This window comes from Aeromicrobium yanjiei, from assembly GCF_009649075.1.
Lineage (GTDB): Bacteria > Actinomycetota > Actinomycetes > Propionibacteriales > Nocardioidaceae > Aeromicrobium > Aeromicrobium yanjiei.
This window is the reverse complement of record NZ_CP045737.1, coordinates 3,226,543-3,247,489: the sequence shown is the minus strand read 5'-3', so window position 1 is coordinate 3,247,489 and position 20,947 is coordinate 3,226,543. Positions and strand designations below refer to the sequence as shown.

At 70.6% G+C, this 20,947-nt stretch carries 20 protein-coding genes; 13 read left to right on the top strand and 7 right to left on the bottom strand.

From position 1 onward, the window contains the following. Positions 1 to 62 precede the first annotated feature (62 nt). Positions 63 to 1,520 carry a lysine--tRNA ligase gene (gene lysS, locus GEV26_RS15980; RefSeq protein WP_153655132.1) on the top strand — a complete coding sequence of 486 codons (1,458 nt, stop codon included), beginning with the start codon at positions 63 to 65 and terminating at the stop codon, positions 1,518 to 1,520. Between the two features lie 7 nt (positions 1,521 to 1,527). Here the strand turns inward: lysS and nhaA are convergent, their stop codons facing one another. Continuing rightward, positions 1,528 to 3,354, bottom strand: a complete 1,827-nt coding sequence (gene nhaA / locus GEV26_RS15975) for a Na+/H+ antiporter NhaA (RefSeq protein WP_153654558.1) — start codon at positions 3,352 to 3,354, stop codon at positions 1,528 to 1,530. A gap of 216 nt (positions 3,355 to 3,570) precedes the next feature. Here nhaA and GEV26_RS15970 point away from each other — a divergent pair, with 216 nt between their 5' ends. Beyond that, on the top strand, positions 3,571 to 6,081 hold the full coding sequence (locus tag GEV26_RS15970) for an ATP-dependent Clp protease ATP-binding subunit (RefSeq protein ID WP_153654557.1): 2,511 nt from the start codon (positions 3,571 to 3,573) through the stop codon (positions 6,079 to 6,081). Between the two features lie 89 nt (positions 6,082 to 6,170). Here GEV26_RS15970 and GEV26_RS15965 read toward each other — a convergent pair whose 3' ends face one another. Further along, on the bottom strand, positions 6,171 to 7,073 hold the full coding sequence (locus tag GEV26_RS15965) for an HhH-GPD family protein (protein ID WP_153654556.1): 903 nt from the start codon (positions 7,071 to 7,073) through the stop codon (positions 6,171 to 6,173). A 46-nt stretch (positions 7,074 to 7,119) separates the two neighbouring features. Between GEV26_RS15965 and GEV26_RS15960 the strand changes: the two genes are divergently transcribed. After that, positions 7,120 to 7,860 carry a hypothetical protein gene (locus GEV26_RS15960; protein ID WP_153654555.1) on the top strand — a complete coding sequence of 247 codons (741 nt, stop codon included), beginning with the start codon at positions 7,120 to 7,122 and terminating at the stop codon, positions 7,858 to 7,860. A 28-nt stretch (positions 7,861 to 7,888) separates the two neighbouring features. On the opposite strand, the gene disA is transcribed toward GEV26_RS15960, so the two are convergent. Beyond that, complete coding sequence (gene disA / locus GEV26_RS15955; protein WP_153654554.1) at positions 7,889 to 8,989, bottom strand: DNA integrity scanning diadenylate cyclase DisA; 1,101 nt, start codon at positions 8,987 to 8,989, stop codon at positions 7,889 to 7,891. A gap of 45 nt (positions 8,990 to 9,034) precedes the next feature. After that, the gene (gene radA, locus GEV26_RS15950; protein WP_153654553.1) at positions 9,035 to 10,411 is read right to left on the bottom strand and encodes a DNA repair protein RadA; all 1,377 of its coding nucleotides are present in this window, start codon (positions 10,409 to 10,411) and stop codon (positions 9,035 to 9,037) included. A gap of 125 nt (positions 10,412 to 10,536) precedes the next feature. Between radA and GEV26_RS15945 the strand changes: the two genes are divergently transcribed. Continuing rightward, entirely contained in the window at positions 10,537 to 11,223 is a 687-nt protein-coding gene (locus tag GEV26_RS15945; RefSeq protein ID WP_153654552.1) for a DUF2238 domain-containing protein, read from the top strand. On the opposite strand, the gene GEV26_RS15940 is transcribed toward GEV26_RS15945, so the two are convergent. Together GEV26_RS15940 and GEV26_RS15935 are read right to left on the bottom strand one after the other, a co-directional pair. Beyond that, on the bottom strand, positions 11,220 to 11,858 hold the full coding sequence (locus tag GEV26_RS15940) for a VOC family protein (protein ID WP_153654551.1): 639 nt from the start codon (positions 11,856 to 11,858) through the stop codon (positions 11,220 to 11,222). The genes GEV26_RS15945 and GEV26_RS15940 overlap by 4 nt on opposite strands. Before the next feature lie 42 nt (positions 11,859 to 11,900). Then, positions 11,901 to 12,644, bottom strand: coding sequence for a DUF3109 family protein (locus tag GEV26_RS15935; protein WP_153654550.1), 744 nt, complete (start codon positions 12,642 to 12,644; stop codon positions 11,901 to 11,903). A 64-nt stretch (positions 12,645 to 12,708) separates the two neighbouring features. Between GEV26_RS15935 and GEV26_RS15930 the strand changes: the two genes are divergently transcribed. From GEV26_RS15930 to GEV26_RS15920, 3 genes are read left to right on the top strand one after another with little or no spacing between them, the layout of a single operon-like run. Continuing rightward, complete coding sequence (locus tag GEV26_RS15930; protein WP_153654549.1) at positions 12,709 to 13,620, top strand: Ppx/GppA phosphatase family protein; 912 nt, start codon at positions 12,709 to 12,711, stop codon at positions 13,618 to 13,620. A gap of 24 nt (positions 13,621 to 13,644) precedes the next feature. Beyond that, complete coding sequence (locus GEV26_RS15925) at positions 13,645 to 14,430, top strand: sugar phosphate isomerase/epimerase family protein (RefSeq protein ID WP_208430982.1); 786 nt, start codon at positions 13,645 to 13,647, stop codon at positions 14,428 to 14,430. A gap of 35 nt (positions 14,431 to 14,465) precedes the next feature. Continuing rightward, the gene (locus GEV26_RS15920) at positions 14,466 to 15,104 is read left to right on the top strand and encodes a LysE family translocator (RefSeq protein ID WP_153654547.1); all 639 of its coding nucleotides are present in this window, start codon (positions 14,466 to 14,468) and stop codon (positions 15,102 to 15,104) included. Here GEV26_RS15920 and GEV26_RS15915 read toward each other — a convergent pair. After that, positions 15,101 to 16,060, bottom strand: coding sequence for a bile acid:sodium symporter family protein (locus GEV26_RS15915; protein WP_153654546.1), 960 nt, complete (start codon positions 16,058 to 16,060; stop codon positions 15,101 to 15,103). The genes GEV26_RS15920 and GEV26_RS15915 overlap by 4 nt on opposite strands. 23 nt (positions 16,061 to 16,083) lie before the next feature. Between GEV26_RS15915 and proC the strand changes: the two genes are divergently transcribed. From proC to GEV26_RS15885, 6 genes are all read left to right on the top strand, one after another. Beyond that, positions 16,084 to 16,890, top strand: a complete 807-nt coding sequence (proC, locus tag GEV26_RS15910; protein ID WP_153654545.1) for a pyrroline-5-carboxylate reductase — start codon at positions 16,084 to 16,086, stop codon at positions 16,888 to 16,890. A gap of 9 nt (positions 16,891 to 16,899) precedes the next feature. Beyond that, on the top strand, positions 16,900 to 18,096 hold the full coding sequence (locus GEV26_RS15905; protein WP_243838790.1) for an acetoin utilization protein AcuC: 1,197 nt from the start codon (positions 16,900 to 16,902) through the stop codon (positions 18,094 to 18,096). 153 nt (positions 18,097 to 18,249) lie between these two features. Next, positions 18,250 to 18,435: a helix-turn-helix domain-containing protein gene (locus GEV26_RS15900; protein WP_153654544.1), complete on the top strand. Its 186-nt coding sequence runs from the start codon at positions 18,250 to 18,252 to the stop codon at positions 18,433 to 18,435. Between the two features lie 198 nt (positions 18,436 to 18,633). Further along, complete coding sequence (locus GEV26_RS15895) at positions 18,634 to 18,735, top strand: 30S ribosomal protein bS22 (RefSeq protein WP_019143756.1); 102 nt, start codon at positions 18,634 to 18,636, stop codon at positions 18,733 to 18,735. A gap of 6 nt (positions 18,736 to 18,741) precedes the next feature. Continuing rightward, positions 18,742 to 19,725, top strand: coding sequence for an NAD-dependent epimerase/dehydratase family protein (locus GEV26_RS15890; RefSeq protein ID WP_153654543.1), 984 nt, complete (start codon positions 18,742 to 18,744; stop codon positions 19,723 to 19,725). Beyond that, complete coding sequence (locus tag GEV26_RS15885; protein ID WP_243838789.1) at positions 19,722 to 20,936, top strand: lysophospholipid acyltransferase family protein; 1,215 nt, start codon at positions 19,722 to 19,724, stop codon at positions 20,934 to 20,936. Before GEV26_RS15890 ends, GEV26_RS15885 begins: the two co-directional genes overlap by 4 nt. Positions 20,937 to 20,947: the final 11 nt, after the last annotated feature.

The following is a 20,947-nucleotide window of genomic DNA, read 5'->3' as shown; positions in this document are numbered from 1 at the left end:
ACTCGACCCTCGTGACCGACGCGACGAATCCCCCCGCCATCGAGGACGATCTTCCCGAGCAGATGCGCGTCCGCCTGGACAAGCGCCAGCAGCTGATCGACCGCGGTGAGGAGCCCTATCCCGTCGTCGTCGAGCGCACCCACACGCTGAAGCAGGTCGTCGAGGCGTACGACCCCGAGCTGCTGGGGCCCGACGCCCAGACCGGCGACACCGTGACGGTCGCCGGCCGGGTCATCTTCGTCCGTGGCACGGGCAAGCTCGTGTTCGTCGTGCTGCGCGAGGGCGACGGCACGTCGCTGCAGGCCATGATCTCCCTCGCGGGAGTGGGGGAGGACCGGCTCGCGGACTTCAAGTCGACGGTCGACATCGGCGACCACCTGGCGGTGACCGGCGAGGTCATCACGAGCCGGCGCGGCGAGCTCTCCGTGATGGCGACGGCGTGGCGGCTCGCAGCCAAGACGGTCCGCCCGCTGCCCAACGAGCACAACCCGCTGTCGGACGAGGCGCGCAGCCGGATGCGGTACGTCGACCTGATCGTGCGCCCCGAGGCTCGCGACAACGTCCGGGTCAAGGCCAAGGTCATGCAGTCGCTCCGTGCGACGCTCGACCGCCTGGGCTACGTCGAGGTCGAGACGCCCGTGCTGCAGCACACCAACGGCGGCGCCGCGGCCCGGCCGTTCCGCACGCACGTCAACGCGTTCGACGAGCCGGCCCTGCTGCGCATCGCCCTCGAGCTGCACCTCAAGCGGGCCCTGGTCGGTGGCATCGACAAGGTCTACGAGATGGCCAAGACGTTCCGCAACGAGGGCGTCGACAACACCCACAACGTCGAGTTCCTGATGCTCGAGGCCTATGAGGCCTACGGCTCGTACGACACGATGGCGGTCCTGACCCGTGAGCTGGTCCTCGACGCTGCCCGCGCCGTCGGCAAGACGGTCGTGACGGGTCGCGACGGCTCGACGATCGACCTCGAGGCGGAGTGGCGCCACGCGACCGTCCACGGGCTGGTCAGCGAGGCGGTGGGGCGCACGATCGACATCGACACCCCGGTCGACGAGCTGGTCTCGCTGGCCGCCGAGCACGAGGTCGCCCTCCAGGACGGCTGGGACGCCGGCGAGATCGTCCTGGAGCTCTACGAGAAGCTCGTCGAGCACACCCTGATCCAGCCGACGTTCGTGCGCGACTATCCCGAGTCGGTGCGGCCGCTGGCCAAGAAGCACCGCTCGAAGCCCGGCCTGGTCGAGGCGTGGGACCTGATCATCAACGGCGTGGAGCTGGCCCCGGCCTACTCCGAGCTCAACGACCCGGTCATCCAGCGTGAGCGACTCGAGGAGCAGGCGCGCCAGGCCGCGGCCGGCAACCCCGAGGCCAATGACGTCGACGAGGACTTCCTGCGGGCGCTCGAGTTCGGCATGCCGCCCGCGGGCGGTCTCGGTTTCGGCGTCGACCGCCTGGTGATGCTGCTGCAGGGCATCGGCATCCGCGACGCCATCTTGTTCCCGACGACGCGAGCGGAGTAGCCGGACCTCAGGCCCGGCGGGACGCCTCGAGTGCGGCGATGAGCGTGGGTGCGTCCCAGTTCCCGTGGTGCCGCGCGGTGCCGACGAAGAACGTCGGGGTCGAGTGCAGGTCCATGAGGTCGGCGTCGTCCTCGTCCTCGGCGACGCGCCGGGCGACGGCCTCGGAGGCGAGGTCGGCCTCGAACCGGTCGACGTCCAGCCCGATCTCGTCGGCGTAGCGCAGCAGGTCGAGGCGCTCGAGCCGGTCCTGGTTGGCCCACAGCGCGCGGGACATCTCCAGGCGGTGGTCCTGCAGGTCCGCCGCCTCGTACGCCCGGGCAGCGAGCTCGGCGTGGGGGTGCGGCTGGTGCAACGGCAGGTGGCGCCACACCCAGACGATGTCCTCGCCGAAGTGGTTCATCACCTCGGTGACCATCCCGGTGGCGCGGCTGCAGAACGGGCACTCGAAGTCGCCGTACTCGACCAGCATGATCGGTGCGTCGGCCGGCCCGACGAAGTGGTCGCGGTCAGGGTCGAAGGGGCGCAGCAGCGTCGAGCCGGGCGGTGTGACCGGACGGCGGCGGTCGAGGACGGCCAGGATGGTCCAGCCGAGGGCGAAGGCGACCACGGACGCGACCAGGACGCCGACCCGTGCCTCGTCCTGCAGGGCGGGGTCGTCGATCGCGATGCCAATGATCAGCAGGGAGATCGTGAAGCCGATGCCGGACAGCGCAGCCCCTCCGGTGACCCGCCCGATCGTCAGGCCGGGGGCCAGGACGCCCATCCCGGTCCGCTGCACCACGACCGTGGCGAGTGTGATGCCGAGGAGCTTGCCGACCACCAGGCCGGCGATCACGGCCCAGGTCACGGACGAGCCGGCAGCCCGCTCCAGGGTCGGTCCGTCCAGCACGACACCGGCGTTGGCGAGCGCGAAGATCGGCAGGATCACGTAGGCGACGTAGGGTCCGAAGGACCGCTGCAGGCGTTCGTTGATCGAGATCGACTCGCGGAGCTGACGGCTCGCAGCGGCGGCGTACGCCGGATTGGGTGACTGGCGGAACGCGCGGGTCAGCTCGACCACCCGCTCGACGTCGTGCCGCCGAGGCTCGGCGACCGGGATGAGCAGCGCGACCGCGACTCCCGCGAGCGTCGCGTGGACACCGGCCTCGTGGAGGCCGAACCACACCACCACCGAGAGCGCGGCGTAGAGCGGCCCGCGACCCGACGGCAGGAACCGCACCATCGCGATGACCGCGAGAGCCGCGAGCGCGATCGCCAGCGGCCCGACGTGGACCTCGTCGGTGTAGAAGATCGCGATCGCCCCGAGCGCACCGATGTCGTCGACGACGGCGAGGGTCAGCAGGAAGACCCGCAGCCGCGCGGGGTGCTTCGGCGCGATGAGGGCGAGCGCGCCGACCAGGAACGCGGTGTCGGTCGAGATGACGACGCCCCAGGCGTGCGCGGCGCCCGAGCCGCCGGCGACGAGCCAGAAGATGAAAGCCGGGACGACGAGGCCGGCCGCGGCGGCCGTGGCCGGGACGATCGCACGCGACCGGTCGGTCAGCTCGCCGATCGTGAGCTCCTGCTTGACCTCGAGCCCGACTGCGAAGAAGAAGAACGCCATGAGCGCGTCGTTGACCAGGTGGTAGAGGTCGAGGTGGATCGCGGCGTCACCGAGGGACAGGCGGACGTCGGTGCCCCAGAACTGCTCATAGCTGCCGGACAGGTTGGCCCACCCGATCGCGGCGATCGTCGCGGTGAGCAGCAGCAGGGCGCCGAGCTGCTCGGACCTGCTCGCAGCAGCCGTGCGCCACCGCCGCAGCGCGGGCTCGGTCGTCGTCTCCGGATCGCTCACGTGCTTGGCAACCTCCACCCGGCCGGTGTTGTTCCGTGGCTCACATCATGACGCACGATTCCGTGCAGTCCCGGGGTTCTGGACAGACCAGTTACGCCCACGGCGAACGGGGGAACGTCCTACGGTCGGTGACGGTTGGGTAACACATATGGACGTGGTTCGTGCGAATTTCCGCTCGGGCCTAAACTGAACGGATAGTCCATCAGAGGGGACGCCATGTTCGAGAGATTTACTGACCGCGCTCGTCGTGTGGTCGTGCTTGCCCAAGAAGAGGCACGCATGCTCAGCCACAACTACATCGGCACGGAGCACATCCTCCTGGGTCTGATCCACGAGGGCGAAGGCGTCGCTGCCAAGGCCCTCGAGAGCCTCGACATCTCGCTCGAGGCCGTGCGTGGACAGGTCGAGGACATCATCGGCCAGGGCCAGCAGGCGCCCAGTGGACACATTCCGTTCACCCCCCGCGCCAAGAAGGTCCTCGAGCTCAGCCTCCGCGAGGCGCTGCAGCTCGGCCACAACTACATCGGCACCGAGCACATCCTGCTCGGCCTGATCCGCGAGGGTGAGGGTGTCGCCGCCCAGGTGCTGGTCAAGCTGGGTGCCGACCTCAACCGCGTCCGCCAGCAGGTCATCCAGCTGGTCAGCGGCTTCCAGGGCAAGGAGGCCGAGGCTGCGGGTGCTCCCAGCGAGTCCGCTCCCAGCACGTCCGCGGTGCTCGACCAGTTCGGCCGCAACCTGACCCAGGCCGCCCGCGAGGGCAAGCTCGACCCGGTCATCGGTCGCGACGATGAGGCCGAGCGCGTCATGCAGACTCTGTCGCGGCGCACCAAGAACAACCCGGTGCTGGTCGGCGAGCCCGGTGTCGGCAAGACCGCCGTCGTGGAGAGCCTCGCCCAGGACATCGTGCGTGGCGACGTCCCCGAGACGCTCAAGGACAAGCAGATCTACACGCTCGACCTTGGCGCTCTGGTGGCCGGCTCGCGCTACCGCGGTGACTTCGAGGAGCGCCTCAAGAAGGTGCTCAAGGAGATCCGCACGCGCGGCGACATCATCTTGTTCATCGACGAGATCCACACCCTGGTGGGTGCGGGTGCCGCCGAGGGAGCGATCGACGCGGCCAGCATCCTCAAGCCGATGCTGGCTCGTGGTGAGCTGCAGACGGTGGGTGCCACGACGCTCGACGAGTACCGCAAGCACTTCGAGAAGGACGCGGCGCTCAACCGTCGCTTCCAGCCGATCCTGGTCGAGGAGCCCTCGGTCAGTGACACGGTCGAGATCCTCAAGGGGCTGCGTGACCGCTACGAGGCGCACCACCGCGTCTCGATCACCGACGAGGCCCTCGTGGCCGCGGCGACGATGGGCGACCGCTACGTCTCGGACCGCTTCCTGCCCGACAAGGCGATCGACCTGATCGACGAGGCCGGAGCCCGCCTGCGCATCCGCCGCATGGCGACGCCGCCGGAGCTCAAGGAGTTCGACGACAAGATCGCCGACGTCCGCCGCCGCAAGGAGGGCGCGATCGACGCGCAGGACTTCGAGGCTGCCGCCTCCCTGCGTGACGAGGAGAAGAAGCTCATCGGCGCGAAGGCCGAGCGCGAGAAGGCCTGGAAGTCCGGCGACCTCGACACCGTCGCGGTCGTGGACGAGCAGCTCATCGCCGAGGTCCTCGCCAAGGCCACCGGCATCCCCGTCGGCCAGCTCAGCGAGGCCGAGTCGAGCCGACTGCTCAACATGGAGGCCGAGCTGCACGAGCGCGTCATCGGCCAGGACGAGGCCATCAAGGCGCTCTCGCGGGCGATCCGTCGTACGCGTGCGGGTCTGAAGGACCCCAAGCGCCCCGGTGGATCGTTCATCTTCGCCGGGCCCTCGGGCGTCGGCAAGACCTGGCTGTCCAAGGCGCTGGCCAACTTCCTGTTCGGCGACGAGGACTCCCTCATCCAGCTCGACATGTCCGAGTACAGCGAGAAGCACACCGTCTCGCGCCTCTTCGGCTCGCCTCCGGGCTACGTCGGCTACGAGGAGGGCGGTCAGCTCACCGAGAAGGTGCGTCGCAAGCCGTTCTCCGTGGTCCTGTTCGACGAGATCGAGAAGGCCCACCCCGACATCTTCAACTCGCTGTTGCAGATCCTCGAGGAGGGCCACCTGACCGACGGTCAGGGTCGTGTCGTCAACTTCAAGAACGCGGTCGTCATCATGACCACCAACCTCGGTGCGCGAGAGATCTCCAAGGGCGTCAACCTGGGCTTCAGCCAGGCCGGCGACACCGCGGGCTCCTACGCGAAGATGAAGGAGCGCGTGTCGATCGAGCTCAAGCAGCACTTCCGGCCTGAGTTCCTCAACCGTGTCGACGAGATCATCGTGTTCCCGCCGTTGACGCAGGAAGAGATCTTCCAGATGGTCGACATGATGATCGCGTCGCTGGAGAAGCGTCTGGCCGAGAAGGACATGAACATCGAGCTCACGATGGAGGCCAAGGAGCTGTTGTCGAGGCGTGGCTTCGACCCGGTCCTGGGTGCTCGTCCGCTGCGCCGCACGGTGCAGCGCGAGATCGAGGACGTCATGGCCGAGAAGCTCCTCTACGGGGAGCTCCGTCCGGGACAGATCGTCCTGGTCGGTGTCGAGGGCGAGGGCCCCGAGGCGGTCTTCACGTTCGAGGGCCGCAACAAGGCCGAGCTCGAGCTGGAGATGCCCGAGGTCCCCCCGGCCGTCGAGGCCGGAGCCGAGTAGGCACCACCTGCACGAGCAGCACCTGCACGATCGAACGAGCCCCCGCAGCCAGTGGCTGCGGGGGCTCGTTCGTGCTCGGCGCAGATCGGTCAGGCGTGGCCCGGAAGGGCGAGCTCGTCCTCGCCGACCGGCTCGACGAGCCGGTCCGCGACGAGCCCGTCGAGGCACCGCTCCCGCTGCGCGGCATCGGGCCACACGGCGTCGAGGACCGTCCGGGGCACGGGGCCGGGCGCGTCGCGCAGCACCCCCATGAGCCGGCCGCGGCACTGTCGGTCGGTGCCCTCCCAGGCCTGTGCGCGCCGCGCGGGTCCGTCGTACGCGGGGAAGCCGGCTGCACGCCATCGGCAGATCTCGGCGACGGGGCACTGCTCGCAGCGAGGCGAGCGCGCGGTGCAGACGAGCGCGCCGAGCTCCATGGTCGCGGCGGCCCAGCGGTGCGCGTCCTGGATCGGCACCAGTGCGGTGGCGACCTGCCGCTCGGCGGCCGTGACGGCGTTCGCGGGGAGCTGGTCACCCGACACGACGCGCGCGAAGACCCGTCGCACGTTGGTGTCCAGGACGACCGCCCGACCGCCGAAGGCGAAGGACTCGATCGCGGCGGCGGTGTAGTCGCCGACTCCCGGCAGCGCGAGCAGCTCGTCGCGGGTGCGCGGCACCTCGCCGCCGTGCCGCTCCACGATGGCCGTGGCCGCGGCGTGCAGGCGCAGCGCGCGACGCGGGTAGCCGAGCCGCCCCCACGCCCGCACGGCCTCCCCGGTCGGCTCGGCGGCGAGCTCCGCAGGGGTCGGCCAGCGCTCCATCCAGGCCGTGTACACGGGCAGGACCCGCGACACGGGCGTCTGCTGAAGCATGAACTCCGAGACCATGACCGACCACGGGGAGGCGTCCCGCCGCCACGGGAGATCGCGTGCGGTGTCGTCGAACCACGCCAGCACGTCCTCGTGGAACCGGGCCAGGTCGGGCAGCGGCAGGGGAGCGTTCGATGTCGTCATGGCGCGTCGATCTTCGCACGGGGTCCCGGCCGCCTATCGTGGGACCGTGAGCCAGCGCAGGTTGCCCGCCGAGGTCTATTGGCGTCGACGACTCATGGTGCTGGCGGCGCTGATCGCCCTCGTGTGGGTCGTCCTCCAGCTCGTGGGGGGAGACGACGAGGACAAGGCCGCGCCGCAGCCGAAGGCGAAGGCGGCGGCCACGACGTCGCCCACCGCCGCGCCGACCCAGGAGAAGAAGACCAACGGCCTCGTCGACGTGGCCCTGGTGACGGCGACTGCGCCGTGCGATCCCGAGCTCGTGCGCATCACGCCCACCGTGCGCCCCGACCAGCGTGCCGGGGAACCCGTCGAGATCGGGCTGGTCGTGAGCTCGACCGCGACCACGGCCTGCACGCTCAAGCCCGCCGACGCCGACGCGATCGCGGTCATCACCGCCAACGGCACCGCGGTGTGGGACTCCACGGTCTGCAAGGTCTCACCGTTGACCAAGCCCGTCGCGCTCTCCCCGGGGTGGGCGACCATGACCTCCGTGACCTGGACGGGACGCGGTTCGGGCTCGCGGTGCACCCAGAACGAGGGCTACGCGACGCCGGGCAAGTACACGGTGCAGATCGGCACCCTCGGGGGCGAGCCCGGCAAGACGACGTTCACGCTCGAGGCGCGGTCCGCCCCGAAGCCTGCGCCCAAGGCCACCAAGAGCACCCCGACGCCCAAGAAGAGCTCAGCGACCCCCTCGAAGGCGACCCCGAAGCCGCCCAAGGGCACGACGAGGCCCGCCGACGACTGAGGCGTCGACCGCGTAGGCGCCGCTCGGTCTAGACGTACCGCTCGAGGATGCTGGACTCAGCGAGGCGGGACAGCCCCTCGCGGACGCCACGGGCCCGCAGGTCGCCGACCCCGTCGACGTTCTGCAGGTCCTCGATGCTCGCGGCGAGCAGCTTCTGCAGGGAGCCGAAGTGCTGGATGAGTCCTTCGACGACCGAGATCGGCAGGCGCGGGATGCGCGCCAGCAGTCGATAGCCCCGGGGAGCGAGCGGCCCGTCGAGGGTCTCCTCGGTGCCGATGCGCAGGGCGCGGGCGACTGCGCCGAGGTCGACCAGGTGGGTGGACTCGATCGCTGCCAGCTCGGCCAGCACGGCCTCGAGCGGCCGGCCGCGGCGACCTGTCGGCATGTAGTCGCGGATGATGAGCTCGCGCTCGGCGTCCACGCCGGCGATGAGCTCCTCGAGCTGCAGGGCCAGCAGACGGCCGTCGGTGCCGAGCTCGAGGACGTAGGTGTCGATCTCGCCGGCGATGCGGCTGACCATCTCGAGGCGCTGGGCCACGGCCGAGACGTCGCGGACCGTGACGAGGTCCTCGATCTCGAGTGCCGACAACGCATCGGAGACCTCGTCGAGGCGGTTGCGGTAGCGCTCCAGCGTCTGGAGGGCCTGGTTGGCGCGGCCGAGCACCGCGCCGGTGTCCTCCAGGACGTGGCGGCGGTCCTCCAGGTACAGGGCGATGATGTGCATCGAGGCGGACACCGAGATGACGGGCACGCCGGTCTGACGGGCGACCCGGTCGGCGGTGCGGTGGCGGGTGCCGGTCTCCTCGGTCCTGATCGACGGATCGGGCATCAGGTGGACGCCCGCCATCACGATGCGGCTCGCGTCCTTGTCGAGGATGATCGCGCCGTCCATCTTGGCCAGCTCGCGCAGCCCGGTCGCGGTGAAGGGCACGTCGAGCGCGAACCCTCCGGTCGAGATCGCCTCGACGCTCTTGTCGTGACCGACGACGATCAGCGCGCCGGTGCGGCCGCGCAGGATGCGCTCGAGGCCCTCGCGCAGGGCCGTGCCGGGGGCCACGGAGGACAGGGTCGCGCGCATGCGTGCGGAGGCGTCGAGGGACGCCGCCAGGCGTTCCGCAGCAGTCGCCATCGCCCGTCCCTTCTCAGTCTCGTGTGGGTGACAGTCTACGGGTCGTCAGGAGGCCGCGGACCCATCCAGACAGCTCATGGCCTCGCGGATCGTGTGCACTGCGCGGATCGACATCGTGGACGAGATCGTGTCGAGTCCCTCGGAGCCGGCAGGGACGACCGCGCGCTTGAAGCCGATGCGCTCGGCCTCGCGCAGACGGGCCGCGAGGTTGCTGACCTTGCGCACCTCGCCGGCGAGCCCGACCTCGCCGATCGCCACGAGATCGGGCGGCGCCACGATCTCCAGGACCGCCGAGAAGGTCGCCATCGCCACCGCGAGATCGACTGACGGCTCGATCAGCCGCGCGCCGCCCACGGACGCGGTGTAGACGTCGTGCTGGCCCAGGTTGACCCCGCAGTGCTTGGTGAGCACGGCCAGGATCATCGCGACCCGGGAGGAGTCCAGACCGCTGGACGTACGTCGCGGGGACGGCGTCGACGAGGTGACGCTGAGCGCCTGCACCTCGGCGAGCAGCGGGCGGCGGCCCTCCATCGTGACGGTCACGCACGTGCCCGCGACGGGCTGGTCGTGTCGGGACACGAACAGCCCGGTGGGATCGGGCACCTCGACGATGCCGTCGTCGACCAGGTCGAAGCAGCCGATCTCGTCGACGGGACCGAAGCGGTTCTTGACCGCCCGCAGGAGCCGCAGGCGTGAGTTGCGGTCGCCCTCGAACTGCAGCACCACGTCGACCAGGTGCTCGAGCACCCGCGGTCCGGCCACCGAGCCGTCCTTGGTGACGTGGCCGACCAGCAGGGTTGCGATGCCGTCGCGCTTGGCCCGCTGGATCACCGCGGACGCGACCTCGCGCACCTGGGTCACGCCCCCGGGGACGCCGTCGACGTCGGCCGAGCCGATCGTCTGGACCGAGTCGACGATCAGCAGGCTGGGGCCGACCGTCTCGATGTGGGTCAGCACGCCGCCGAGATCGGTCTCGGCGGCGAGGTAGAGGTTGTCGTCGACCGCGCCCGTGCGCTCGGCGCGGAGGCGGACCTGGGCTGCGGACTCCTCGCCCGAGACGTACAGGGTGCGTCGACCGGCCCGCGCCCAACGGGCGGCGACCTCCAGGAGCAGGGTGGACTTGCCGACCCCGGGCTCGCCGGCGAGGAGCAGGACGCCGCCGGGGACCACGCCGCCGCCGAGCACACGGTCGAGCTCGCCGATGCCCGAGCCCACCGAGCGGGCCGACTCCACCGCGACCTGGGTGATGGGCACGGCAGGGGCCGCCACGGGGGCGGCCTGGGTGCGACCCACGCGGGCGGGCGCGGCCACGTCGACCGTGCCCCAGGCCTGGCACTCGCCGCAGCGACCGACCCACTTGCTCGTCGTCCAGCCGCACTCGGCGCAGACGTAGGCAGGTCGGGCTGTCTTGGTGCTGGCCATGACCCTCACCCTAGGCGAGGGGGGCGACAGAACGGTCGGCCGAGGAGGGCGGGCGCGCCGGGCTCCCGAACGCCTGCGGGGTGTCCGCCGGTCCTGGAACCGGACCGACCACTTAAACTCGGGGGATGACGTCCGTCGCCGTGGCCACCCGCTATCCCGCGCCGCCCGTCTTCAAGTCAGCTGACATCGCCGCCAAGACCGGCCTCCTCGTGCTGGTGCTGCTCGCCCTGATCGTGCCCGGATTCGGCAATCTGGACGGCAAGGGCCTCATCCCGCGGGCGATCGCCTATCCGCTCCTGGCGTTCGCCGTGCCGTTCATCTGGTTCACGTGGTGGCGCCAGCGGGCGTCATTCCCCTGGACCGTCGACTTCCTCGTGACGTTCGTGTGCTTCAGCGACATGTTCGGCAACGCCCTCAACCTGTACGACACGGTCGAGTCCTTCGACAACATCATCCACTTCGTCAACACGGGCCTGCTGACGGCCGCGTTCATCTTGCTGACGATGCACCGCTCGAGCACACTCGGCGCCGTCCTCGAGCGCACCCTGGCCTTCGGCGTGAGCGCCGCGCTCCTGTGGGAGATCGCGGAGTACTTCGCGTTCCTGCGCTGGTCGCCCGAACGGCTGGGGGCCTACGCCGACACGCTCAGCGACATGTCGCTCGGCGCGCTGGGCTCGATCATCGCGGGGGTGTGGGTCTACATCCTGTGGAGCCGCGGGCGCCTCACCGAGGTGGCACCGCAGCTCGAGCTGGCCCACCAGGTGCGCACCGCCGAGGTGCGCCCCCCCGAGCCCCGCTCGGCCGACGTCTAGATGCGGACGTCGCCCGAGGGGGTCGAGAAGACTGCGGTGAGGATGCCCGGGGTCCCGTGCGGCGCGACCCAGCGGACCTCGATCTCCTCGAGGGCCTCGATCACCGGCTCGCCCAGGTAGTCCGCGAGGCGCTGCGGGTCGCCGGCGATCTCCAACGCGGTGAGCGTGATGCCGGTGTCGGCCATCTGCGACGGGTGCTCGGCCGGGTCCTTCTCCCACTTGACCACGAACGGCAGCTGCGGATCGGCCTTCATCCCGCTCGTGCCGATCTGGCGCCACTCCAGGTTGTAGCCGTCGGGACGTCGGCGGTTGCCGGGCACCGAGTGACGGCCCATGCGGTGCTCGACCTCGGTCATGTCATCGACCGAGACGCACCAGCCGAGCCAGCCTCCGCCGGCGTCACGGCGTGCACGGACGGCCTGGCCGAAGGCGGCCTTGTCGGCGGCGGGGTGGTCGAGCACCTCGACGACCTCCAGATACTGCCGGTTCTGCAGCGGCAGGATCATGTTGCGGGTGCCGAATCGGGGGTGCGCCCCACCGTCGACGAACTCCGCGCCCAGGAGCTGGGAAAGCTCTGCGGTCGTGCCCCCGAGGCCCTTGGCGCCGACGGCAAAAGAAACGTGGTCCAGATGCATACGGCATTCTGACCCAGGGGTGTAGCACCGTCGCACAGGGGGTCAGCGAGGGGGATCCGCCAGATGTGGTGTATTGGCGCCGCGGGCCTCGTGGTCTCTGCAATGGCGGGCCAGCTCGGCGTACGCGGCCTCGCCCATCATGGCCGCGAGCTCGTCCCGGTTGGTCCGGTAGACCGGTTCCGGGCCCACGTGCGCCTCGGTGTTGGACGAGCAGTACCAGTCCAGGTCCGCGCCGCCGGGGCCCCAGCCCGCGCGGGTGTACTCGCCGATCTCGGTCTCGGTGTACGTCGTCCCGTCACCGCGGTCGACGTCGCGGAACTGTCGACGCAGCGGCAGCTGCCAGCACACGTCGGGCTTGGTGGTGTGCGGCTTGAGGTCGTTCGACAGGGCGAAGCCGTGGAGCGCGCAGCCGTAGCCGCCGGGAAAGCTGCGCGAGTTGTGGAAGATGCATGCGCCCCGGAACGCGCGGGTCTTGAGCTCGCCGTCGTCGTCGCGCTCGGTCCAGCCGCTGCGGTGCCCCTCGTCGTGGTTCTCCCACTGCTCGGGGGTGAGCTGGACCATGATCGCGCGGGTGCGCTCGGCGTCCTCGTCGTCCGCGAAGTGGGCGCCGAGCGTGCAGCAGCCGGCGTCCGGGCTGCTGTCGTAGATGCCCGGACAGCCCTGGCCGAAGATGCACGTCCAGCGCGACGTGAGCCAGGTCAGGTCGCAGCGGAAGACCTCCGTGGGGTCGTCCGGGTTGGCGAACTCCACGTACGTGCGGGGGAATCCGAGCTCGACTTCAGGCATCGCCGACCAGCCTATCCGCGTCGGTCCCGCCCGGCCTGCGGGCCGCAGGTGCGACAATGGCCGCATGCGTATGGGCGTCCTCGACATCGGGTCCAACACGGGCCACCTCCTCGTCGTCGACGCCTTTCGCGGCGGTCCACCCGTCCCGGCCCACTCCTACAAGGAGCCCCTGCGACTCGCGGAGCAGCTCGACGCCGACCAGGCGGTGACAGAGGAGGGCGTGTCCCGTCTCGTCAAGTACGTCGTGGAGGCGCGCGCCGAGGCGGCCGACAAGGGCTGCACGACGATCCTGGCGTTCGCGACCTCGGCGGTGCGTGACGCGGTCAACGCCGACGAGGTCATCGCGGCCGTCAACGCAGCCAGCGGCCTTGAGCTGCAGGTGCTGTCCGGGGAGGACGAGGCGCGGCTGACGTTCCTCGCGGTGCGGCGCTGGTTCGGCTGGTCCTCGGGCCGGCTCGGGGTGTTCGACATCGGCGGCGGCTCGCTCGAGATCGCCGCGGGCTCGGACGAGTCCCCGGACGTCGCCCGGTCGGTCCCGCTCGGCGCCGGCCGACTGACCCGCGAGTGGCTCGAGGCCGGGCGGTCCGCCGCCGATCTGCGGCTGCACGTCCGCGCCGTCATCGCCGACGGGGCGGGAGCGGTGCTGCGCGGCGGGACCTTCGACCGGGCGGTGGCCACGAGCAAGACGTTCCGTTCACTGGCTCGCATCTGCGGTGCCGCCCCGTCCGCCGAGGGTCCGTACGTGCGCCGGGTGCTGCGCCGGAGCGACCTGTCGGCCCTCGTCGCGTCCCTGGGGACGATGACCCCCGAGGCGATCGCCGCACTGCCCGGGGTCTCGCCCGACCGGGCCCACCAGATGCGTGCGGGCGCGATCGTGGCAGATGCGGCGATGGACCTGTTCGGCCTGTCCGAGCTGGAGATCTGCCCCTGGGCGCTGCGAGAGGGTGTCCTGCTGGAGCATCTCGACGCACTCTGAGGGTCCCGACCTACAGTGGGAGTCGTGCCCGATCCCCTCCGCGTCTCCCTGTCGACCTCGTCGGTCTACCCGGGGTCGACCGCGAGCGGATTCGAGGCGGCAGCCCGGCTGGGCTACGACGGGGTCGAGGTCATGGTCGGCATCGACGACGTCAGCGCCGACATCACCGCGATCAAGGCGTTGAGCTCGTTCCACGAGATGCCGGTCGTGTCGGTCCACGCGCCCTGCCTGCTGGTCACGCAGCGGGTCTGGGGCACCGACCCGTGGGGCAAGCTGCACCGCAGCGCCGAGATGGCCCACGAGGTCGGCGCGTCGGTCGTGGTGGTGCACCCACCCTTTCGGTGGCAGCGCGACTACGCGAAGGGATTCGTCGAGGGCATCGCGGACCTGGAGGCCGAGCACGGCATCACGTACGCGGTGGAGAACATGTATCCCTGGCGCACCGGCAAGCGTGAGTTCCAGGCGTACGCGCCGGGCTGGGACCCGATCGAGCAGGACTACGCCCACGTGACGCTCGACCTGTCGCACAGCTCGACGGCCGGTGGTGACCCCCTCGCGATGGCGGACGCCTTGGGGGACCGGCTCGCGCACGTGCACATCGCGGACGGCTCGGGATCGGCCAAGGACGAGCACATGATCCCCGGCCGCGGCAGCCAGCCGTGCGAGGAGTTCCTGGCCGCGGTCGCGGGATCGGGATACGACGGTGAGATCGTCGTCGAGATCAACACGCGCAAGGCCAAGGACCAGTCCGAGCGCGAGGCCGACCTCCTCGAGGCGCTGGCCTTCACCCGCCTGCACGCCTCGGTCTGAGCCCGGGGCCGCGCCCGCAGACCTACGATGTGGGGATGGTCACCCTCGATCAGCTCGTGACGTTCGGGCTCGCGGCGCTCGTCCTCATCGCGATCCCGGGGCCGAGCGTGGTCTTCGTGATCGGTCGCGCGCTCGCGTACGGCCGGGGGGTCGCGCTCGCGACCGTCGCGGGCAACACCCTCGGCCTGCTGGTCGTGGTCGTGCTGGTCGCGCTGGGGCTCGGCGCGATCGTGCAGGAGTCGATCGTCGTGTTCACGGTCCTGAAGCTCGCAGGTGCTGCGTACCTCGTCTGGTTGGGCGTCCAGGCGATCCGGCACCGCTCGGCGTTCGTCGTGCGGGACGCTGCCGAGCGCTCGGCGCCGGTGCTGGCCTGGACGACGGTCGTGCGGCAGGGATTCGTCGTGGGTCTGTCCAACCCCAAGGCGTTCATGATCTTCGGTGCGGTGCTGCCGCAGTTCGTCGTCCGCGACGGCGGCCACGTCCCGCTGCAGATGCTGGTGCTGGGGCTCGTCGCGGTCGTCATCGGGCTGGCGTCGGACTCGCTCTGGGCAGTCATCGCGAGCCAGCTGCGGTCGTGGTTCAACGCCTCGCCCCGTCGAGGTGCCGCGCTGGGCGTCGCCGGCGGCACGTCGATGATCGGGCTGGGCGTCGGCCTGGCCCTGAGCGGCGACTAGCGCACGGGCTCCGCAGGAGGAGCGAGGCGCTTGGCCAGGACGGCGCCCGTGATGATCTGCATCTGGTGGTAGAGCATCAGGGGCAGGACGATCAACGCCACCTCGCCGCCGCCGAACAGCACCGTCGCGATCGGCAGACCGCTCGCGAGGGACTTGTTGGAGGCGCAGAACAGCACCGCGACCCGGTCCTCGCGCGGCAGCCCCGACAGGCGGCCGATCAGCACGGCCCAGCCCATGGCCACGGCCAGCAGGCACGCGCACACGAGGGCCACCGCGAGGACCGACCAGACGCTGAGCGCGGACCAGATGTGCGCCTCGGCCCCCTCGCTGAACGCCACGAACACCACCAGGACGATGCTCGAGCGGTCGTAGAGCTTGAGCCGGGAGTCGTTGCGCTGCACGAAACCGCCCACGACCGGGCGCAGCACCTGCCCCAGCACGAACGGCGCCAGGATCTGCAGCACGATCCGCACGATCGAGCCCGCGTCCACCTGGGCGTCGGAGGCCATGAGCAGGGCGACCAGGGCCGGGGTGAGGAACACGCCGAGGATGTTGGACAGCGACGCGCTGACGACTGCGCCCGCGACGTTGCCGCCCGCGATGCCCGTGTAGACCACGCAGGACTGGACGGTCGAGGGCACCAGGCAGAGCAGCAGGACGCCGCTGGCCAGGGAGGGCCTCAGCAGGTTGCCGTCGAGCAGCTGGGTCGCGAGGCCGAGGACCGGGAAGACGATGAACGTGGTCGACAGGATCACCGCGTGCAGGCGCCAGTTGCCCAGGCCTGCCATCGTCTCGGCGGTCGACAGCCGTGCCCCGTAGAGGAAGAACAGCAGTCCGATCGCGCCGGCCGAGACCGCCTTCAGCACGTCGAGCGCGTCGCCGGTGACGGGGAGGAACGAGGCGACCAGCGCGGCGGCGAGCAGCGCCACGATGAACGGGTCGGGTCGTTGGCGCACGCCCCGACACTAGTGTGAGGTCCATGACTCAGCGGATCGCGATCCTCGGCGCCGGCGTGATGGGCGAGACCCTCCTGTCGGCGATCCTGTCCTCCGGCCACCCCGTCAGCGACATCGTCATCAGCGAGAAGCGTGACGAACGCGCCGCCGAGCTGCGTGACAGGCACGGGGTCGAGGTGACCGGCAACGCCGAGGCGGCCGCAGGCGCGGACGTCGTCCTGATCGTGGTCAAGCCGCAGGACGTGGGTGCCGTGCTCGCCGAGATCGCCGGCTCGGTCCGCCCCGGCGCCACGGTCGTCTCGCTCGCCGCAGGCATCCGCATCGACACGATCGCCTCGGCGCTGCCGGACGGCGTGGCCGTGGTGCGGGCGATGCCCAACACGCCGGCCCTGGTGGGCGAGGGCATGTTCGGCATCTCGCCGGGGCCCGGCGTCACCGACGAGCAGCTCGCGGCGGTCGGCACCCTGCTCGAGTCCGGCGGCCGCGTCGTCGTGGTCGACGAGAGCCGGCAGGACGCCGTCACGGCGGTGTCGGGCTCGGGCCCGGCGTACGTCTTCTATCTCGCCGAGGCCATGATCGCCGGCGGGATCGCGCAGGGTCTCGACGAGGACACCGCGCGTGAGCTCACGACGCAGACGCTCGTGGGCGCCGCGAAGCTGCTCGCAGAGTCCGGCGACACCGCCGAGGAGCTGAGGCGTCGGGTGACCTCGCCGAACGGCACGACCCATGCGGCCATCACGACCTTCGACACCGACGGCGTGAGGGACGGTCTGGTGGCCGGGATGGCCGCCGCAGCGGCCCGCTCGGCCGAGCTCTCGGGCCCGGCATAGGCTCATGGTGTGAGTGAGCACACAGACCCGACGCAGGATCGGGCCTGCGTCGTCTTCGACGAGCAGCTGATCCAGTACAACTTCGGCCAGACGCATCCCATGGCGCCGGTCCGCATCGAGCTGACCATGGACCTGGCGCGGGAGCTGGGGATCATCGAAGGGCTGGACGTCGTCGGCGCCCGGCCCGCGACCGAGGACGAGCTCGCCCTGGTGCACACCGCGTCGTACATCGAGCGGGTGCAGAAGCTCAGCGACCACCCCGTCTACCGCGATCTCACGATCGGTCTGGGCTCCGAGGACAACCCGGTCTTCGCGCAGATGCACGAGGCAAGCGCCCTGATCGCCGGCGCGAGCGTCGAGGCGGCCCGGCGGGTCTGGACCGGCGCGGCGCCGCGCGCGATCAACATCAGCGGCGGCCTGCACCACGCGATGCCCGGCAACGCGAGCGGCTTCTGCATCTACAACGACGTCGCGCTCGCGATCCGCTGGCTCCTGGACAACGGGGCGCAGAAGGTCGCGTACGTCGACGTGGACGCCCACCACGGCGACGGGGTCCAGAAGATGTTCTGGAACGACCCCCGCGTCCTCACGATCTCGATCCACGAGGGCCCGCAGTCGCTGTTCCCCGGCACCGGCTTCTCGACCGAGACCGGGGGAGAAGGTGCCGAGGGCGGTGCGGTCAACGTCCCGCTGCCCCCCGGCACGTCGGACGCCGGCTGGCTGCGCGCCTTCCACGCCGTGGTGCCGCCGCTGATCCGCGAGTTCGCCCCCGACATCCTGGTCACGCAGCACGGCTGCGACTCGCACATGGACGATCCGCTGACCAACCTGATGCTGAGCGTGGACGGTCAGCGCGCCTCCTATCTCGCTCTCGAGGCGCTGGCCGAGGAGGTGTGCGACGGCAAGTGGGTCGCCACGGGTGGCGGAGGCTATGCCGTGATGGACGTCGTGCCGCGCGCCTGGGCGCACCTGCTCGCGATCGTCTCGGGGAGGCCACTGGATCCCGCGGCCCTCACCCCCGACAAGTGGCGCGAGCGCATCGCGCACCTGCGTGGGATGCCCGGCCCGCAGCGCATGACCGACGGACGGACCGTCGCGTACCGCCCGTGGGAGGACGGCTACGACCCCGCGAGCTGGCTCGACCGCTCGATCCACGCGACCCGGACGGCCTCGTTCCCCCTCGTGGGGCTCGACCACCAGCCCTGACGATCGGAGCCGATCTCGGTCGAATCAGTGGGGATTTTGGACAACCCCTGTCCCTGCGGCATCACGAGGCACTACGCTCGACCAAGGCACGCGCGCTGTTTCTCTGGTGGGGAAGCCAGAGAGCGCGCGTGCCCCTCAGGAAGCAGGTGGGACATGGCCCCCGGACCGACGTTCTTGACCGTCGCGGAAGTGGCGAGTCAGATGCGCGTCTCGAAGATGACGGTCTACCGTCTCGTCCACTCCGGTGAGCTCGAGGCCGTCCGCGTCGGGCGTTCGTTCCGCGTGCCCGAGCGTGCCGTCCAGGAGTTCCTGGGCAAGTCCTACTTCCAGGCGGGCTGAGCCGGCCGGTCCTGCTGGTGCCCGGCATCCGCGTCCTCGGTCACCAGGGATGCGGGCCGCAGCAGACGTGTACGCTGAGGGCAGCCATCACCGGGGCCGCAGGGCGTCCGAGTTCGCGCTCGGCTCCTCCAGGTGGCGACCAGTCTCAAGTGCACACCAGTCCACGTACGCGTGGCCAGACGAGAAGTGAAGTGACCCGTGGGTTCAGTCATCAAGAAGCGCCGTAAGCGGATGTCGAAGAAGAAGCACCGCAAGATGCTGAAGCGCACCCGAGTGCAGCGTCGTCGTCTGGGCAAGTAACCCCAGATGAGCCGGGTCGTCCTCGTCACTGGTGTGGCGGGCTCGTTCGCGTCGAAGTTCGCGCGGCGGCTCGCTGACATCGGCGAGGGCGCAGGCATCGAGCGGGTCGTCGGCATCGACACGATCCTGCCCGATGCCGACCTCGGCAGCGTGAAGTTCGTCCGCGCCGACATCCGCACCCCGGTCGTCGGCAAGGTCATCGCGGTCGACGACGTCGACACCGTGGTCCACCTGGACGTCAACCCGCCCCAGCGCGGCCGCGGAGCCGGCGCCAAGGAGCTCAACGTCATCGGCACGATGCAGCTGCTGGCCGCGTGCCAGCGCTCGGCGCTGGTGAGCAAGCTCGTGCTCGGGTCCTCGACCGCCGTGTACGGCTCGTCCCCGCGCGATCCGGCGATGTTCACCGAGTCGCTGCTCGCGCGCAACGGCGTGCGCACGGGGTTCCCCAAGGACATCGTCGAGGTCGAGTCGTACGTCCGCGGGTTCGCTCGCCGCCGGCCCGAGGTGCTGATCACGACGATCCGCGCCGCACAGGTGCTGCACCCCGAGATCGACAGCCCGCTGCGCAACTACTTCTCCAACCCCGTGCTGCCGTCCGTGCTCGGATTCGATCCCCGCCTGCAGTTCCTGAGCCTCGAGGACGCCCTCGAGATCCTCGTCCAGGCCGTCGTCCGCGATCGCCCGGGCACGTTCAACGCGGCAGGCGACGGAGTCGTCCTGCTGAGCCAGGCCGCACGCCGGCTGGGCCGCCCGGTCATCCCGCTGCCCCCGGTGGGCTTCGCGATGGCCGCGCGCCGGGTCGTCCGGGCCATGGGCTCGGACATCCCGCCCGATCTGCACCGGCTGCTGACGTTCGGGCGGGCGGTCGACACCACCGGACTGCGGGACATCTTCGGCTATGAGCTCGCGCGCACGTCGGAGGAGACCTTCGACGAGTTCCGGGCCTCACTGAAGCCCGGCCTGCTGGCCGCGCTGGGAGGACGCTCGTGAAGGACGAACGCAAGACGATCGGATCCGGCGGCACCCCCGGCCGGGGCAACCGCGAGACGTCACCCTCCGCAGCGGCCCGCTCGCTGGCCGGTGGATCGGCGCCCCGCAAGCCCGCTGCGAAGAAGAAGACTGCCGCCAAGCAGGCCACCCCGGACGAGCAGACCACCGGCACGTCCACGACCCCTCCGGTGCAGCCGCCGCCGACGGAGAAGCCGCACCTGCGTGCGGTCACCGACGAGGACGCCGCGGCAGCAGCGGCAGCCGCCGCCGAGGAGGCAGCGCGCCGCACCCGCACCGCCGGCTCCGCCCCCTTGTCGGCGGGCATCCCGCTGGACGAGATCTTCGTGGCGGTCATCGAGGCCGCCCAGCGTGTGCTGGGCACCGACTGGGAGAGCCGCGTCGCGACCCTGATCGCCACCGTCCGCAAGCGTCTCAGCGGCGACTACGAGGTCGACGAGTTCGGCTTCGACCCCGAGATCGCCGAGGTGCTCACCGCAGCGGTCGAGCCCCTGGCCGAGAAGTGGTTCCGGCTCGAGGTGCGCGGCGTCGAGAACATCCCCGAGGACGGCGGCGCGCTCCTGGTCGCCAATCACTCGGGCACGGTCCCGCTCGACGGCCTGATCACGGGCTATGCGGTCAAGAAGTACGCAGGCCGCGATCTGCGCCCGCTCGGCGCGGATCTCGTGTTCTCGCTGCCCGGCGTGGGACAGATCGCCCGCAAGGTGGGTGCGACGCTCGCCTGCCAGGAGGACGCCGAGCGTCTGCTGACCAAGGGTGAGCTCGCGGGCGTATGGCCCGAGGGCTTCAAGGGGGTCGGCAAGCCGTTCGCCGAGCGCTACAAGCTGCAGCGGTTCGGTCGTGGCGGCTTCGTCTCGTCCGCGATGCGCGCGGGCGTGCCGATCGTCCCGGTCTCGATCGTGGGCGCCGAGGAGATCTATCCCCTCGTGGGCAACGTGCCCTCCCTCGCCCGCCTGCTCGGGCTGCCCTATCTGCCGATCACGCCGTTCTTCCCGCTGCTGGGTCCGCTCGGCCTGATCCCCCTGCCGAGCAAGTGGATCATCGAGTTCGGCGAGCCGGTGCGCACCGACGCCTACGAGCCCGAGGCCGCGGACGATCCGATGCTGCTGTTCAACGTCACCGACCAGGTGCGCGAGACGATCCAGCAGACGCTCTACCAGCTGCTGGTCGACCGGGGCAACGCCTTCTTCTGACGCCGGCGGTC